This is a genomic window from Pseudomonas sp. BS-2016 (assembly GCF_001806145.1).
Lineage (GTDB): Bacteria > Pseudomonadota > Gammaproteobacteria > Pseudomonadales > Pseudomonadaceae > Aquipseudomonas > Aquipseudomonas lundensis.
Window position 1 is genome coordinate 135353 of sequence record NZ_MLCT01000015.1, and the last position, 14820, is coordinate 150172.

Here is a 14820-nt window from a genome sequence, read left to right on the forward strand (position 1 = left end):
CAGGCAAGCTCGCTTGCGTCAGTGTTACAGCGCTGCGGCTACCGCCCTGGCCAATGCTTGCACCCGCTGATCCGAGAGAACATGCCCGCCCAGGGTATTGGTCACAAAGGCAACCGTTACGTCACGTTCTCCGTCGGCAACCCAGGTCACTCAGTGCCCTTGCCCCGAATGCCCGCCCGCATGGCCCGCACCCGAGCGGCCCTCGCTGCCCTCCTGAGGGGCGTGACGCGGTGCTTTGACGTCATTTTTAGCGTCAGCTTGTGCCTTGGCGGCTTCTTGGCCGAGTTGATCCAACGCTTGTAAATTGGCTTTGCGCACGCTTTCAACAAACCCGGTAAACGGTAAGTCGGTAATGCCGACCATCCCGAAATGACCATTTTCGCCATCCAGCAACCGCCCGGTCACGGGTTGGTCCAGGTACTGGAACCAGTGCACACCGACAATCGACGGCTCTGACACCGCCTGTTTGAGGAATTTGCTGTACGCCGGGCCACGCGCCTCTTCGTTGGCCACTTCGGTCACGCCGCCCCAGAACGGGCCGCGATCACGGGAGCCAAAGTTGAACTCGGTGATCATCACCGGCTTGTCGAGTTCTCGCAGTTTGGCGAAGTCATAGCCGTCCTGCGGTTGCAGGGTGTAGAAGTTGAAGCTCAGCACATCGCAATACTGCGCGCAGGACGCTACCGCTTCAGGGGTGCTGACGGCAAACCGGCCACCCAGCAGCAAATGGTTGGGGGCGTGCCACTTGAGCGAGTCAGAGATGGTCTTGAAGTAGTTGTCGGCAAATACTTTCTGGAAGTATTGATAGTCGGCTTCGATTTCCGGGTGCTCAGGGTTGGGCAACGGCGCTTCGAATCCCGGGTCTTCAAGCAGCTCCCAGGCCGGGATGTCGACACCCCAAGCTTTGGAAAGGCCTTGCTGGTTACGGTATTTGTCCCGCAGTTGCTTGAGGAACGCGCGCTTGGCAGGCACATCGGTGGTCAGGCGCAGCGTGCCGAAAGCCAGTGCGTAACGGCTTTTTGCATCGGTGCCGGGGCCCGCCCACGCCAACTCATTGTCGGCAAAATACCCGATCAGCCACGGATCATCGCGGTGATCTCGGGCGGCGATGGCAACTGCGCGCTCGGTGGCCATGGCAAAGCGCGGGTCAAACGGGTCAGGCATGCCGCCCCACCAATCGGAGCCGGTGCTGATGCTGGCGTAATCGCCCACGATCGACAGCGGTAAGGTGTATGGCACACGCTTGCTCTCGGCCAGCACCGGGTCGCTCCAGTTGCCGATGGTGTTAAAGCCCCAGGCTTGCAGGCGATCCAGCGTGTGGGCTTGCCAGCGCTGTGCATCAAAGGCTTCGGGGGCACACGGGGTCACCGCTTCAGCGCTTTGTGCCGCGTTGCCGGTGGTGCAGGGCTGACCATAAAGACGTTGCAGGTTGGCGCCATAAAAGTTGTACCAGCGCCCCGCGTCAAAGGCTCGCCCGCGGCTGGCGCCGTTGTCGCTGTTATGGTCCGAGCTGCCGTAATAGGCATGCAATGGCTCGCCCTTTTTAGGGAGTGCGCTGAACATCCATTCGCGGCCCGCCACGTAGGTTTGGCTGTCACGGGCGGTCACGGCATTCAGGCCCAAGGAATAAAACGGATGCCCTTGCGGGGTGATCAGGTTCCAGCGCCCGTCACGTTTTTCGGTGCGGAAAAAGCCCGAGGCTTCGAAGGGTGCGCCCTGGATCCAGCCTCCGTATTTATCCTGATCGCCGCGCTTGGCCAGCCAGCCCTTGAGTTGCTGGTGTTCCCGGGCGGCTGCGGCCTTGAGCTGCTCGTCATTGGCCACACGTTCGGGCCATCGGGCGCGAGTCGACTGTCCATATTCGTCCACAATCGAGCTGTAGACCGCTTTGATCACGCCGTCGCCGTCTTGCACACCAAAGCGCTCCAGCAAGATGCTTTGCGCTGCGTTGGGCTGCGGGACCGACAGCGTTACCGACACCACCTGGCTCAGGTCAATTTCGCCTTGGCTGGCAGCCAGCAAGATGCGCTGACCGTCGAGGGTCATCGGCATCGGCGGCCCGGCGCGCATTCCCTGACTGTGCGGGGTATTGGCCTTCAACGGCAGTAATAGCGTCTGTGCCGGGCCTGCCGGCAGGGCGACGCGGCTGGTCAACGTTTTGCCGTTGCTGCTTTGCAGGGTGACGTCGAGGGTCAGCGCCCAGTTCATGGCGTTTTGAATACGTAACGTCATCATGCCCGACTGCGACCAGTCCCAAACACCGGTCTGGGGCTTGAGTATCAGGCTCGGGGCTGTCGCCGGGTTGAAGGTCACACGACGCAACACCTCACCTTCGGCCGTTTGTTCCGCGTTGTACTGCGGCAAATACGCATCCACGGTCGCCACCTGCACCACATCGGCGGGGCGAACGAAGTTAAACAACGTTTGTTGTCCGGCAGGCGCCGCCAGTAGCGGGGTCGAAACCAACAACGCAAAAACAGCAGACAGGGAACGGCGAATCATAGGAATGTGGTTCTCCCTAACGACCGAAAAACGGTCTGTGAGGTGGTAAAAGTCAAAGCATAGACAGCAAAGTCGGCGAGATCGCCGACTTGCACTCAAGAAATTTCGCGCCGGAAAGGGGGCAAGGCATTCAGGATCGCCTTGCCATAGCGCTGGGTGACCAGGCGCCGGTCCAGCAAGGTGATGGTGCCGCGATCCTGCTCGGTGCGCAGCAGACGACCGCAGGCCTGCACCAGTTTGAGCGACGCGTCGGGAACGGATATTTCCATGAACGGGTTGCCGCCACGGGCTTCGATCCACTCCGCCAACGCGGCCTCGACGGGGTCGTCAGGCACCGAGAACGGAATTTTAGCGATCACCACGTGCTCGCAGTACGCGCCGGGCAAGTCCACACCTTCGGCAAAGCTGGCCAGCCCGAACAACACGCTGGAGTCGCCACCATCCACCCGGGCCTTGTGTTTATTGAGGGTTTCCTGCTTGGACAAGTTGCCCTGGATGAACACCTGCTTGCGCCAGTCACGCTCCAGACCGTCGAACACGTCCTGCATCTGTTTGCGCGACGAGAACAGCACCAGCGTGCCCTTGGACCCCTCAACCAGACCTGGCAGGTCACGAATGATCGCCGCCGTGTGCGCCATCGCGTCCCGTGGGTCGGCTTTAAGGTCGGGTACCCGCAGTACGCCCGCGTCGGCGTGGTGGAACGGGCTGGGGACGACGGCCGTCACCGCCTTTTTCGGCAACCCGGCACGCATGCGAAAACGATCGAAGGTGCCCAAAGCCGTAAGCGTGGCCGACGTGACCAACGCGCCATAGGCAACGTTCCACAGGTTACGGCGCAGCATTTCTGCCGCCAGAATCGGGCTGGCATTGACCTCGATATCAAACAGCGAACCGCTTTCAGCCAAGGTCAGCCAACGGGCCATGGGCGGGTTGTCTTCCGGGTCTTCGGTGGTAAAGGCGGTCCACAATTCCCAGTTGCCCTGGGCGCGGGACAGCAAGCTGCCAAACAGCGGATACCACTCTTCGGCCTGATTGCTGGTGATGCCGATATTGACCTCACCGTCCATGCCGTCTTTGAGAATTTCAGTCAGCCGGGTAAACAAGTCTGTAAGGCGCGAGAACCCTTTTTTCAGTTCGATGCCCATTTCCCGCATGTGATCGGGAATAAGCCCACCGACAAATCGGTGCCGCGGGCGCTCGCGCCCTTCCGGTTCTTCACCGACCTTGAAGTCAGCGATCTGCTCGCACGTGGTGAACATGAACTGCTGCTGCGCCTTGATCTCCTTCGCAAGCTCCGGCACTTGCTCCAGCAAACGGCCCAGGTCACCCGGCAGCGGGTGTTGCGCCAGTAGTTTGGTCAGGTTCTTGGCGGTTTGCTCCAGCCAGTCGGCGGTGGAACGCAGGCGCGTGTAATGAGCAAAGTGGCCGATGGCCTTGTCCGGCAGGTGATGACCTTCGTCGAACACATACAAGGTGTCACGCGGATCGGGCAATACGGCGCCGCCGCCCAGCGCCAGGTCGGCCAGCACCATGTCGTGGTTGGTGACGATCACGTCTACCTTGCCCATGCCTTCGCGGGCTTTATAGAAGGCGCATTGGCCAAAATTCGGGCAATGGCGGTTGGTGCATTGGCTGTGGTCGGTGGTCAGGCGAGCCCAGTCCTGGTCTTCCAGCGCCTGGGGCCAGCTGTCACGGTCGCCATCCCACTTATTGCCTGCCAGTTTCTCGATCATGCTGGTAAACAGCTTCTGGCTGGCTTCATCGACCTCGATCTTGAACCCTTCTTCTTCGAACAACTGGGCTGTCGTGGTTTGCGCGTGGCCTTCTTGCAGCAGCATGTCGAGTTTGGACAAGCACATGTAGCGCCCACGGCCTTTGGCCAGCGCGAAGCTGAAATTCAGCCCGCTGTTGCGCATCAGGTCGGGGAGGTCTTTGTAAACAATTTGCTCCTGCAGCGCGACGGTGGCGGTGGCAATCACCAGCCGCTTGCCTGCGGCCTTGGCCGTTGGAATGGCCGCCAGGCTATAGGCCACGGTCTTACCGGTGCCGGTGCCTGCTTCGACCGCCACCACGGCCGGTTCGCCGCTGCGATGGCCTTCTTCGTCGGTGTCGATGTCGCCGAGCACCTTGGCCACTTCAGCGATCATCAATCGCTGGCCATAGCGGGGCTTGAGGCTTTTGGCTTCGAGAAAACGCGAGTAGGCGCCCTGGATCTGGGATTTGAGTTCGTTACTAATCATGGTTCTTCGGGCGCGAGAAACGCTGGATAAATTTTCAGTGGTTCGAATGGCCGCTATCATACCCCGCTAATTCATCCCGCGCCGAACGGAGTACCTCATGACCGCCTTTGCCCTTGCCTATACCCTGCATGTTTTGGCCGCCCTGATCTGGGTGGGCGGGATGTTTTTTGCCTGGATGATCCTGCGCCCGGCCAGCGTGGCCGCCCTGGAAGGCCCGGCCAGGTTGAAATTATGGGTTCAGGTATTCCCACGGTTTTTTATCTGGGTATGGTTCGCCGTGCTGATTTTGCCGATAAGCGGCATTGGCCTGCTGCAGATGCGCTTTAACGGGTTTGAGACCGCGCCGCGTTATGTGCAGGTCATGATGGGGTTGTACATCGTGATGGTGGCGCTGTTCATTCGTATCCAGTCGTTACAACTACCGGAATTGCGCAAGGCGGTCGAGGCTGAACAGTGGGCGGCCGGAGCGGCGGCCTTGGGGCGGATTCGTCGTCTGGTGGGCTGTAACTTGATTGTCGGGCTGGCAGTGGTGGCCATTGCGGCGGCACGCCCCCTGTTGTAAAGCCTTGAGCAGTGACAGGACGACGCATTGGTCGTCCTGTCACTGCTCGCAGCCTTCGCACCAGGCGTTTTTACAGGAAGGATTACAAACGCTGGATGGTGACGGCGCCAGCAGAACCGGTTTCACCGGGTTCCCCGGCCAGCCCTGGCTTGCCTGACTTTGCGCCGTCGGTGCGGTATACCAAGCATCCTTTGGATTTGCCGCCAGACCCCGCACGCCCTGCTGCGCCGGGCTTGCCACCCGCGCCGCCGTCCACACGCACCTTAATCAGGTCATCGGGAAAGTCTCGCGGCAGCTCAACCCGAACCTGCGCGCCAGCAGCGCCTTGCTGACCGTTGCCACCGTTTTGCCCATTGTGGCCTGCGCTCGCGGAACCCCACGTGCAACCCGGCGCGTCACCGTTGCCGCCATCCAACCCGACAAAACCCGGCGCACCGGTTCCGCCACGGGCATCTACCGACAGCTCATTGGCTTGCAGGGCATCAAAACGCAGGGTCAGGTCACGCGCCGGTCGCGCCGGTTTTTCGTAGGTGCCCGCCGCGCCGCGGGCGTTGATCTGACTGCCTTCTTCCAAGTTGGCGTAAGCGGCGTGCAACTCAATGGCACGTTCAGCCGGGACGATGGTGATGCGCGCCTCACGCCCCAAATGCAATTGGTCAATCTTGACCTGAGTCACACCGGGCGGGATCAGCAACGTGCCGTAGTCCGCCACGTCCAGCTGTTCGAGTTGCAAAACGCTGGTATTGGCGGGTAAACGCATCAGCGTGTTGGAATCAACCTTGACCGATTCGGCATGGACAAACGGGCTGCACAGGGCGACCAATAAACCTAACTTACGCATGGTGAGCGCCTTGTTCAGAAGTGGAGCGAAGGGTTTGCAGGTGAAAAATGCCAACCAGAAGGATATGCAGGCGATCACGCCAAGGATTGGGGCGGTCTTTGATACTGCCGTTGAACAGTAGCAGTTCAAGCAAGTGGGTCAGCAGCAGCAAACTGCCAGCTAGGTTGACCAACACATCAAACGGGTTAATCAACGGATTGAACACATTGATCACCACAACCACCCAGAACATAAGGGTCAAGACCTTCCCCAGCCCCCAAAGCACCTTCATAGCTCCCCCTGATCGTTATGTTTTTTCTTTGAATGCACCTTAACGGGTGGCAGGACAGCTGCGCCAGAGGTCCCGACAAAAATACCTGCACGCCTCATTCAGATAACTGAGGCCGCCGGTCGCTTGCGCCTGCTGACGTTGAACCCGGTGTGCGCCCCTTTCGCCTTGCTTGAGCTGACCCACTAGGCCACAGGGTCAGGGCAGGCTAGTCTTGGGCGCTTAGACAGAGGACTTGAGATGAACGCCGGCATTTCCACCCGCACGCCCCAGCAAGCGTTGGCAGCCTTGCTTGATCGTTACGCCCCACAGCGCCTGCTGGTGGTCGGCGCCAGTCAATTTCCGGCGCTGCACGCCTTTCAACAGGCCCACCCTGACGCCCGGATCTCACGGGCCGCCCCCGGCGCGCTTCCCGAAGACTTGGCAGACCAACGCTTTGATTTAGCCCTGGTGGTGGATTGCCTTGAGCACATGCCCAAAAAAGCCGGGCTTGAATTGCTGGGCGGGATTCGCAACCTGAACGCCAGCCGTCTCGCGGTACTCGCGGATCTGACGGCATGCGACTGGAAAGAAACGGACTTTTTCGCTTTAGCCCTACAAAACAACGAGAGCTTTCAGCGTGACGACCAGATACTGACGCTGTTCACCTATGATCTACGCGAGTACAAAGACGTGCCCGACTGGCTGAATGCCAGGTTCTGGGCCAACCCGGAAAACTTTGGCAAGTATTGGTGGTAACACGATGAGCACATCTATTTGCCCGTGTGGCAGCGGCAACCTGCTCGACGCCTGCTGCGGGCATTATCACGCGGGGACAGTGGCCCCAAGCGCCGAAACCCTTATGCGCTCACGCTACAGCGCCTATGTGCTGGGGCAGGTGGATTATCTGGTGGCCACTACACTCCCGGTGCAGCAAGCCGGTCTGGACCGTGAGTCGATGAAGAGCTGGAGCGCGCAAAGTACCTGGCTCGGGTTAGAGGTTGAACACAGTGAAGTGTTTGGTGGTCAACCTGAACATGCGTTAGTCACCTTTACCGCGCGCTGGCATGACGCCAACGGCGAACACAGTCATCGGGAAAAGTCTTCATTCGTACAAAGTGCCGGTCGCTGGTACTTCATTGATCCAACCGTGCCGCTCAAAGTGGGGCGCAATGACCCCTGCCCTTGCGCCAGCGGTTTCAAATTCAAAAAATGCTGCGCCGGCTATTTCGCCCAATAAGCTGAACTGACGTGGCTGATAAGGAGCAAGGAATGGATGTTCGGGCACTTATTAAACACACCGCCGCCCTGTTACTGATAGCGGGCCTGTCGGGGTGTGCCTCCTGGTTTGAGTCATCGGACAAAGACCCCGAGGTGCGCCTGGAACGCGTCGAACTGGTTCAGGCCAAACTGCTGGAGCAGCGCTTCAAGCTGCATTTCAGGGTCAATAACCTCAACGATTCGACCCTCACGGTGCGCGGCATCAGCTACAAAGTGTATTTGGGGCCGGTTCTGTTGACCGAAGGCGAACACAGCCAATGGTTCAGCGTCGACCCCAACGGCACTGCCGAGTACATCGTTCCCGTGCGCACCAATATGTGGCAACACATCAAACCCCTGGTCAAATTGCTGGAGTCGCCCGACCAGCCCATCCCTTATCGGCTTGAAGGTACGCTGGAGACCGGTCTGTTCTACGGTAACGACGTGCACGTGATGCGCAAAGGCGAGATAATCCCCGGCGATTTTATTCCAGAGTGATTGAGCAATGACCCAACAACCCCACGTTCACGGCCCGGACTGCAACCACGATCATGACCAGCATGATCACGCCCATGACCACGGCAACGGCCACGTGCATGGCCCGAACTGCGGTCACGCCCATCAGGAGCCTGTGCGCAATGCGTTGAAAGACGTTGGCCGCAACGATCCTTGCCCGTGTGGCAGCAGCAAGAAATTCAAAAAGTGTCACGGCGCCTGATCCTGTCAAAAGCGCCCGACCAGCGCCGCATCTGCCTTCGGGCCGGTGCGGCGTTTGTGTTTTTATCGCCTGAAAGTTGCGACCAGAACCTGCGATGGCACGTTTCCCCTTCACAACAGAAGGCGTAAAACTGACAACTGCGAGTGAACTGCTACCTTTGCCGGGCATCAGTTTCAACGTGAACATTCCCTTCTGGAGCCCTTCATGATCGATCTTTACTACTGGACCACCCCAAACGGCCACAAGGTTTCACTGTTTCTCGAAGAAACTGGCCTGCCGTACAAGGTCCACCCGATCAACATCAGTAAAAATGAACAGTTCGCGCCCGCCTTCCTGAAAATCTCACCGAACAATCGCATTCCGGCCATCGTCGATAACACCCCGGCGGACGGCGGTGGGCCGCTGTCGCTGTTCGAATCGGGCGCCATCCTGCTGTACCTGGCCGAAAAAACCGGTCAGTTCCTGCCCAAGGATTTACGAGGTCGGCAAATGGCCCTGCAGTGGCTGTTCTGGCAAATGGGCGGGCTGGGGCCGATGGCGGGGCAAAACCATCACTTCAATCGTTTTGCGCCCGAGAAAATCCCCTACGCGATCAAGCGCTATACCGACGAAACGGCCCGCCTCTACGGCGTATTGAACAAGCAGCTGGAAGGCCGGCAGTTCGTAGCAGGTGACGAGTACAGCATCGCGGACATGGCGATTTACCCGTGGATCGTGCCGCACGCCTGGCAAGGCCAGAATCTGGATGACTTCCCGGCGCTGAAAAGCTGGTTTGCCCGGGTCAAGGCTCGCCCGGCCACCGAACGGGCTTACGCACTGGTGGCCAAGATCAACCCGCCGCAGTAAACACGCCTCACCGCTGCAAGCGTCATAACGCTGGCGCTGCAGGCCGATCACGCGAGGCGGCGAGTCGCGCCTCGCGCCGTTCGGTCTCGATCAGACAGCACTCGCCCATTCACGCGGCTCCCGCCCTGCTATGCCCTGCAAATCCTCAACGCTCAGTCTGCGTGAATCGGCGGTCTGCAGCGCCTCGGCTTTTCGCCAGATAGCCCTTGCGTGCCCCCGTGCGCGTCACTAACGTAGCGCCTTTCGATGACATCCCCCCTTCGCAGGAGCTTTGCCATGGCCTCGCCAGCCTTCATTCATTTTTTACCCCGGTTCGGCGTTGCCGCGGCAGTGGTCGGCGTGTTGAGCCTGACCGGTTGCCAGATGAACAACCACGCCTCACAAAGCCTTGTGCCGACGTCGGGTGTGCAACCGCTCAAAGGGCTGGCGCAGAACGTGTCGGTGCGCCGTAACGCGCAAGGCATGCCGCTGATTGAAAGCAGCAGTTTCCATGACGCGCTGTTCACCCTGGGCTATGTTCACGCCAGCGACCGCATCAGCCAAATGGTGCGCCTGCGCTTGCTCGCTCAGGGCCGTCTGGCCGAGCTGGACGGCGCCGATGCCCTGCCCACCGACCGCCTGATGCGCAGCATCAACCTGAAGAAAAACGCCAGTGAGCTGTACAAAAGTGCATCGCCGCGCCTGAAAAAATTCTTTGAAGTGTATGCGCGGGGCGTCAACGCTTACCTGTTCCGCTACCGCGACAAGTTGCCCGAAGATTTGGCCCGGGCAGGCTACAAGGCCGAGTACTGGAAACCCGAAGATTCGGCCCTGGTGTACAGCCTGCTGAGCTTCGGCATGTCGACCAACCTGCAAGAAGAGTTGAATGCGCTGGTGCTGGCGCAGAAAGTGGGCAGCGACAAACTGGCCTGGCTGATGCCGACCTACCCCGGTGAAGCGTTGCCCACCAGCGAGGCCGACAAGCTCAAGGGCTTGAACCTTGGCACTCAGTTACAAGGGCTGGACAGCGTGACGCAAGCCCTTGAACAGGTCACGCACATGAGTCTGCCGGGGGTGACGGCGTCCAGTGACTGGGCGATTGGCCCGTCACGTAGCCGGTCGGGCAAAAGCCTGTTGGCCAACGACATTCATCAGCCCATCGGCATCCCTTCGGCCTGGAGCTACGTGCAGATCCGCGCGCCCAAGTACCAGGCTGCCGGGGCCACGATTGCCGGGCTGCCGACCCTGTTTGCCGGTTTCAACGGCAACGTGGCGTGGGGCATGAGCATGGCCATGGGCGACAATCAGGACGTGTTTGTCGAGAAGCTCAAGCGCGAGGGTAATCGTCTGTATTACCTGTCCAACGGCAAATGGTTGCCCGCCAGCGTGCGCAACGAAACGTTCTTCATTAAGGGGCAGCGCCCGGTGCGTGAAGCGGTGTATGAAACCCGCCACGGGCCGCTGCTCAACAACCCGCTCAACAGTCACTTGGGCCTGGCCCTGCAACTGCCGGACTTCAAGGGTGACAGCACGCTGGATGCGTTTTTCAACCTGTCCCGGGCGCAAACCAGCGAAGCCGCCTCCGACGCCAGCCGTGAAATCCGTTCGGTCGCGCTCAATTTGCTGTATGCCGACGCCCGGCACATTGGCTGGCAAGTGACCGGTCTGTACCCCAACCGCCGCGAAGGGCTGGGCCTGATCCCGTCGCCGGGCTGGGACAGTCGCTACGACTGGGACGGTTATGCCGACGCCATGCTGCACCCTTACGATCAAGACCCGGCTCAGGGCTGGCTCGGCACGGCCAACCAGCGCACGGCGGCCTTTGGCTACGGCATGCAACTGTCAAACTCGTGGCTGTCACCTGAGCGCAGCGAGCGCCTCGCGCAATTGGCCGGCAGCGGCAAACAGGACGCGCGCAGCCTGATCGCCATGCAGTACGACCAGGTCACCCTGTTCGCCCCCAAACTCAAGGCCATGCTCACCGCTCCCGGTATGGCGCAGCCCCTGAAACAAGCCATTGCTGCGCTGCCCGCTGCCGACCAGTCCAAAGCCCGCGAGGCCCTGAGCCGGTTGCTGGCCTTTGACGGCAAGCTCAATGCGACCTCCGCCGACGCGGCGCTGTATGAATTGTTCCTGCAGGCCAGTACGCAAGTGACGTTCCTCGACGCCCTTGGCCCCGAAAACAGCGCCAGCTGGAAGGCGTTTATCAGCAACGGCAACCTGTCGTACTCGGCTCAGGCCGATCACTTGCTGAGCCGCGAAGACAGCCCGTTCTGGAGTGACGCCCGCAATGGGCAACAGCGCGACAAACCGGCCGTCTTGGCCCGCAGCCTGGTGGCGGCCGTCGATGCGGGTGAACGCCTGATGGGCAGCGATCACAAGGCCTGGCAATGGGGCACGTTGCACCATTACGTGTGGCGCAATGCCCAGGGCCAGACCGTGCGCGGGCCGATTGCAGCGGGCGGGGATCACACCACGCTGAACATGGCCGCGTATCGCCTGGGGGATTCGAACTTCGACACCACGCTGATCCCGGCCATGCGCATGATCGTCGATTTCGGGCAACCCGAGCCGATGATGGCGCAGAACAGCAGCGGGCAATCCAGCAACCCGGCCAGCCCGCATTACGCCGACGGCATCGATCCGTGGCTCAAAGGGCAGTACGTGAGCTTCCCGATGCAACCGCAACATTTCGACAAGGTGTACGGCAACACCCGCCTGACGCTGACACCGGGCAGGTAACCCCCTCAGACTGCCGCGCAGGGCGCGTTCATAGAACTCACCTTGCGCGGCCGTGTCAGCCCCGCACCTTTTTCGAACTTCCCGCCCTGCCCTCGCCTCCTACATAACAAGCCCATTGCCACGGCATGCCCATGGACCTAGTTATCGCGCGACCTGAAGGTTTGTACTGCCCGCCCGGGGATTTTTATATCGACCCGTGGCGCCCTGTCGAACGCTCGGTGATTACCCACGGCCATGGCGACCATGCGCGCACGGGCAACACCCATTACCTGGCCGCCGAACCTGGCGCGGGCATCTTGCGTGCACGGCTTGGCCAAGACATCAGCCTGCAAACTCTGGCCTACGGTCAGCCCCTGAAACACCACGGCGTCACCCTCAGCTTTCACCCGGCGGGCCATGTGCTGGGCTCGGCGCAGGTTCGGCTGGCGTACAAAGGTGAAGTGTGGGTGGCCTCCGGCGATTACAAAGTGGAGCCCGACGGCACCTGCGCGCCGTTCGAGCCCGTGCGCTGTCACACGTTCATCACTGAATCGACCTTCGGCGTGCCCATTTACCGCTGGCAGCCGCAAGCGCAGATTTTTGCCGAAATCAATCAGTGGTGGCGTGCCAATCAGCGCGTGGGCAAAGCCAGCGTGCTGTTCTGTTATGCCTTCGGCAAAGCGCAGCGCATTTTGCACGGGATCGACACCAGTATCGGCCCGATCGTGACCCACGGGTCGGTGGAGCCGCTGAACCGGGTGTACCGCGACGCGGGCATTTACATCCCCGAAACCCTGTACGCCGGGGACCTCAAAAAGACCGACCCCTTGCTACGACAGGCCTTGATCCTCGCGCCTCCCTCTTCGGGCGGCAGCACCTGGATGCGCCGCTTTGGCGATTACAGCGATGCCTTCGCCAGCGGCTGGATGCGCCTGCGCGGCCCGAGGCGACGCCGGGGGGTGGACCGCGGATTTATTCTGTCCGACCACGCCGACTGGCCCGGATTGTTGTGGGCCATCGAGCAAACCGGCGCCGAACGGGTCATGGTGACCCATGGCTCGATCGGCACGCTGGTGCGGTTTCTGCGGGAAAAGGGCCTGGATGCCCAAGGGTTTGTCACCGAATACGGCGATGACGAAGAAGCAACGCCCCCGCTGGAGCCCGCCTCATGAAGGCCTTCGCGCAGCTCTATGGTCGACTCGACGCCACCACCTCCAGCAACGCCAAACTGGCCGCGCTGCAAGACTATTTCAGCCAGGCCCAGCCCGCCGATGCCGCTTGGGCGGTGTACTTTTTGGCAGGCGGACGCCCGCGCCAACTGGTGCCCAGCCGTGTATTGCGCGAGATTGGCATGCAACAGGCCGCCCTGCCTGAATGGTTGTTTGAAGAAAGCTACCAAGCCGTCGGCGATCTGGCCGAAACCCTGTCGCTGCTGTTGCCTGAATCCCTGCACAGCAGCGAGGCCGGGCTCGCTGACTGGATTGAGCATCATCTGTTACCGCTGCGCGGAGCGTCGCCAGAAGACTTGGCGCAGCGCCTCCCGGCCCTGTGGGCGCAACTCGATCAACAAAGCCTGATGGTCTGCATCAAGTTGATTACCGGCAGTTTCCGCGTGGGCGTCTCCAAACTGCTGGTGACCCGCGCCCTCGCGGCCCTGGCCGGGGTCGACAGCAAGCGCGTGGCCCAGCGGCTGGTGGGTTATACCGAGTTGTCGCGCAAGCCTTCTGCGGCCGACTACCTGAAACTGATCGCCGAACCGTCAGCCGATGAACACGCGCAACGGGGCGGGCAACCTTATCCGTTCTTTCTCGCGCACCCGCTGCAACTGCCGGTCGAGCAATTCGAGGCCCAACTGGGGCCGCCTACCGAGTGGCAAGTGGAATGGAAGTGGGACGGTATCCGCGCCCAACTGGTCAAACGCGACGGGCAAGTATGGCTGTGGTCGCGGGGCGAAGAGTTAATCAGCGAGCGCTTCCCGGAGCTGCTGGAAATGGGCGCTGCCCTCCCGGACGGGAGCGTCATCGATGGCGAGATTGTGGTCTGGAATCACGCGCCGCAAGCCGGGCCCCGCGTGCAGCCATTCGCCTTGTTGCAGCAACGTATTGGCCGCAAGACGCTGAGTAAAAAGATCCTTCAAGAAATTCCGGTGGTGCTGCTTGCCTACGACCTGTTGGAGTGGCAAGGCCAGGATTGGCGCCAGCACCCGCAACACTACCGGCGGGCGCAACTGGAAGCCGCCGTGGATCAGGCCAACCAGCCCGCGTTGCAGCTATCCCCCCTATTGCAAGGGCGCGACTGGTCGGACTTGGCACAACAACGCACCGCGTCTCGGGCCTTGGGCGTGGAAGGGATGATGCTCAAAGCGCGCACGGCGCACTACGGCGTCGGGCGCACCAAGGACGTGGGCGTGTGGTGGAAATGGAAAGTCGACCCGTTCAGTGTCGACGCCGTGCTCATCTACGCCCAACGCGGGCATGGTCGGCGTGCCAGCCTCTACAGCGATTACACCTTTGCCGTATGGGACGGACCGCCGGAAAAATCGGATCGTCAATTGGTGCCCTTCGCCAAGGCTTATTCAGGGTTAACCGACGAAGAAATGCGCAAAGTCGACGCGATCGTGCGTAAGACCACTGTCGAGAAGTTCGGCCCGGTCAGCAGTGTGACCCCCAGCCTGGTGTTCGAGCTGGGGTTTGAAGGCATTGCTCTGTCAAAACGCCATAAAAGCGGGATCGCCGTGCGCTTTCCGCGCATGTTGCGTTGGCGACAGGACAAACCCGTGGCTGAGGCCGACAGCCTTGAAACCCTGCAAGCCTTGCTGGGCTAAAGGCCAACGCCTGTGCGGGAAACGCGGTAGGGGTGCTTTTCGCGAGCCAGCATCGCTGCCATTATTCGGACCTGTGTGAC

The 14820-nt window shown here is 60.8% G+C and carries 14 protein-coding genes; 9 read left to right on the plus strand and 5 right to left on the minus strand.

The features are described from left to right. Positions 1–24: 24 nt before the first annotated feature. From BKD70_RS25300 to dinG, 3 genes are all read right to left on the minus strand, one after another. Positions 25–150 carry a hypothetical protein gene (locus BKD70_RS25300; RefSeq protein WP_255163479.1) on the minus strand — a complete coding sequence of 42 codons (126 nt, stop codon included), beginning with the start codon at positions 148–150 and terminating at the stop codon, positions 25–27. Beyond that, on the minus strand, positions 151–2502 hold the full coding sequence (locus BKD70_RS06070; RefSeq protein ID WP_047274061.1) for a beta-galactosidase: 2352 nt from the start codon (positions 2500–2502) through the stop codon (positions 151–153). A gap of 95 nt (positions 2503–2597) precedes the next feature. Continuing rightward, positions 2598–4742, minus strand: a complete 2145-nt coding sequence (dinG, locus tag BKD70_RS06075; RefSeq protein WP_047274059.1) for an ATP-dependent DNA helicase DinG — start codon at positions 4740–4742, stop codon at positions 2598–2600. Positions 4743–4839: 97 nt separating this feature from the next. Between dinG and BKD70_RS06080 the strand changes: the two genes are divergently transcribed. After that, the gene (locus tag BKD70_RS06080; RefSeq protein ID WP_047274057.1) at positions 4840–5304 is read left to right on the plus strand and encodes a CopD family protein; all 465 of its coding nucleotides are present in this window, start codon (positions 4840–4842) and stop codon (positions 5302–5304) included. An 82-nt stretch (positions 5305–5386) separates the two neighbouring features. Here the strand turns inward: BKD70_RS06080 and BKD70_RS06085 are convergent, their stop codons facing one another. Further along, the gene (locus BKD70_RS06085) at positions 5387–6145 is read right to left on the minus strand and encodes a hypothetical protein (RefSeq protein ID WP_047274056.1); all 759 of its coding nucleotides are present in this window, start codon (positions 6143–6145) and stop codon (positions 5387–5389) included. After that, positions 6138–6416: a DUF1145 domain-containing protein gene (locus BKD70_RS06090; protein ID WP_047274054.1), complete on the minus strand. Its 279-nt coding sequence runs from the start codon at positions 6414–6416 to the stop codon at positions 6138–6140. Before BKD70_RS06090 ends, BKD70_RS06085 begins: the two co-directional genes overlap by 8 nt. 237 nt (positions 6417–6653) lie before the next feature. Between BKD70_RS06090 and BKD70_RS06095 the strand changes: the two genes are divergently transcribed. From BKD70_RS06095 to BKD70_RS06130, 8 genes are all read left to right on the plus strand, one after another. After that, the gene (locus BKD70_RS06095) at positions 6654–7151 is read left to right on the plus strand and encodes a DUF6231 family protein (RefSeq protein WP_047274052.1); all 498 of its coding nucleotides are present in this window, start codon (positions 6654–6656) and stop codon (positions 7149–7151) included. 4 nt (positions 7152–7155) lie between these two features. Next, positions 7156–7632 carry a YchJ family protein gene (locus BKD70_RS06100; protein ID WP_047274050.1) on the plus strand — a complete coding sequence of 159 codons (477 nt, stop codon included), beginning with the start codon at positions 7156–7158 and terminating at the stop codon, positions 7630–7632. A gap of 32 nt (positions 7633–7664) precedes the next feature. Next, complete coding sequence (locus tag BKD70_RS06105) at positions 7665–8150, plus strand: LEA type 2 family protein (RefSeq protein WP_047274048.1); 486 nt, start codon at positions 7665–7667, stop codon at positions 8148–8150. A gap of 7 nt (positions 8151–8157) precedes the next feature. Continuing rightward, entirely contained in the window at positions 8158–8370 is a 213-nt protein-coding gene (locus BKD70_RS24125; RefSeq protein WP_080960307.1) for an SEC-C metal-binding domain-containing protein, read from the plus strand. A gap of 204 nt (positions 8371–8574) precedes the next feature. Continuing rightward, complete coding sequence (locus BKD70_RS06115) at positions 8575–9216, plus strand: glutathione S-transferase N-terminal domain-containing protein (protein WP_047274043.1); 642 nt, start codon at positions 8575–8577, stop codon at positions 9214–9216. Between the two features lie 276 nt (positions 9217–9492). Continuing rightward, a complete protein-coding gene (locus BKD70_RS06120) occupies positions 9493–11937 on the plus strand; it encodes a penicillin acylase family protein (RefSeq protein WP_047274040.1) in 2445 nt (814 codons plus the stop codon). A gap of 131 nt (positions 11938–12068) precedes the next feature. Then, positions 12069–13088: a ligase-associated DNA damage response exonuclease gene (locus BKD70_RS06125; RefSeq protein ID WP_047274038.1), complete on the plus strand. Its 1020-nt coding sequence runs from the start codon at positions 12069–12071 to the stop codon at positions 13086–13088. Further along, the gene (locus BKD70_RS06130; protein ID WP_047274036.1) at positions 13085–14740 is read left to right on the plus strand and encodes an ATP-dependent DNA ligase; all 1656 of its coding nucleotides are present in this window, start codon (positions 13085–13087) and stop codon (positions 14738–14740) included. Before BKD70_RS06125 ends, BKD70_RS06130 begins: the two co-directional genes overlap by 4 nt. Positions 14741–14820 lie beyond the last annotated feature (80 nt).

What these genes read in the sequence shown, in the direction of transcription:
- BKD70_RS06115 (WP_047274043.1), top strand. Translation starts at nt 8,575, where the DNA reads ATGATCGATCTTTACTACTGGACCACCCCAAACGGCCACAAGGTTTCA.
- BKD70_RS06100 (WP_047274050.1), top strand. Translation starts at nt 7,156, where the DNA reads ATGAGCACATCTATTTGCCCGTGTGGCAGCGGCAACCTGCTCGACGCC.
- BKD70_RS06130 (WP_047274036.1), top strand. Translation starts at nt 13,085, where the DNA reads ATGAAGGCCTTCGCGCAGCTCTATGGTCGACTCGACGCCACCACCTCC.
- BKD70_RS06095 (WP_047274052.1), top strand. Translation starts at nt 6,654, where the DNA reads ATGAACGCCGGCATTTCCACCCGCACGCCCCAGCAAGCGTTGGCAGCC.
- BKD70_RS06125 (WP_047274038.1), top strand. Translation starts at nt 12,069, where the DNA reads ATGGACCTAGTTATCGCGCGACCTGAAGGTTTGTACTGCCCGCCCGGG.
- BKD70_RS06105 (WP_047274048.1), top strand. Translation starts at nt 7,665, where the DNA reads ATGGATGTTCGGGCACTTATTAAACACACCGCCGCCCTGTTACTGATA.
- dinG (WP_047274059.1), bottom strand. Translation starts at nt 4,742, where the DNA reads ATGATTAGTAACGAACTCAAATCCCAGATCCAGGGCGCCTACTCGCGT.
- BKD70_RS24125 (WP_080960307.1), top strand. Translation starts at nt 8,158, where the DNA reads ATGACCCAACAACCCCACGTTCACGGCCCGGACTGCAACCACGATCAT.
- BKD70_RS06120 (WP_047274040.1), top strand. Translation starts at nt 9,493, where the DNA reads ATGGCCTCGCCAGCCTTCATTCATTTTTTACCCCGGTTCGGCGTTGCC.
- BKD70_RS06090 (WP_047274054.1), bottom strand. Translation starts at nt 6,416, where the DNA reads ATGAAGGTGCTTTGGGGGCTGGGGAAGGTCTTGACCCTTATGTTCTGG.
- BKD70_RS06070 (WP_047274061.1), bottom strand. Translation starts at nt 2,502, where the DNA reads ATGATTCGCCGTTCCCTGTCTGCTGTTTTTGCGTTGTTGGTTTCGACC.
- BKD70_RS06085 (WP_047274056.1), bottom strand. Translation starts at nt 6,145, where the DNA reads ATGCGTAAGTTAGGTTTATTGGTCGCCCTGTGCAGCCCGTTTGTCCAT.
- BKD70_RS06080 (WP_047274057.1), top strand. Translation starts at nt 4,840, where the DNA reads ATGACCGCCTTTGCCCTTGCCTATACCCTGCATGTTTTGGCCGCCCTG.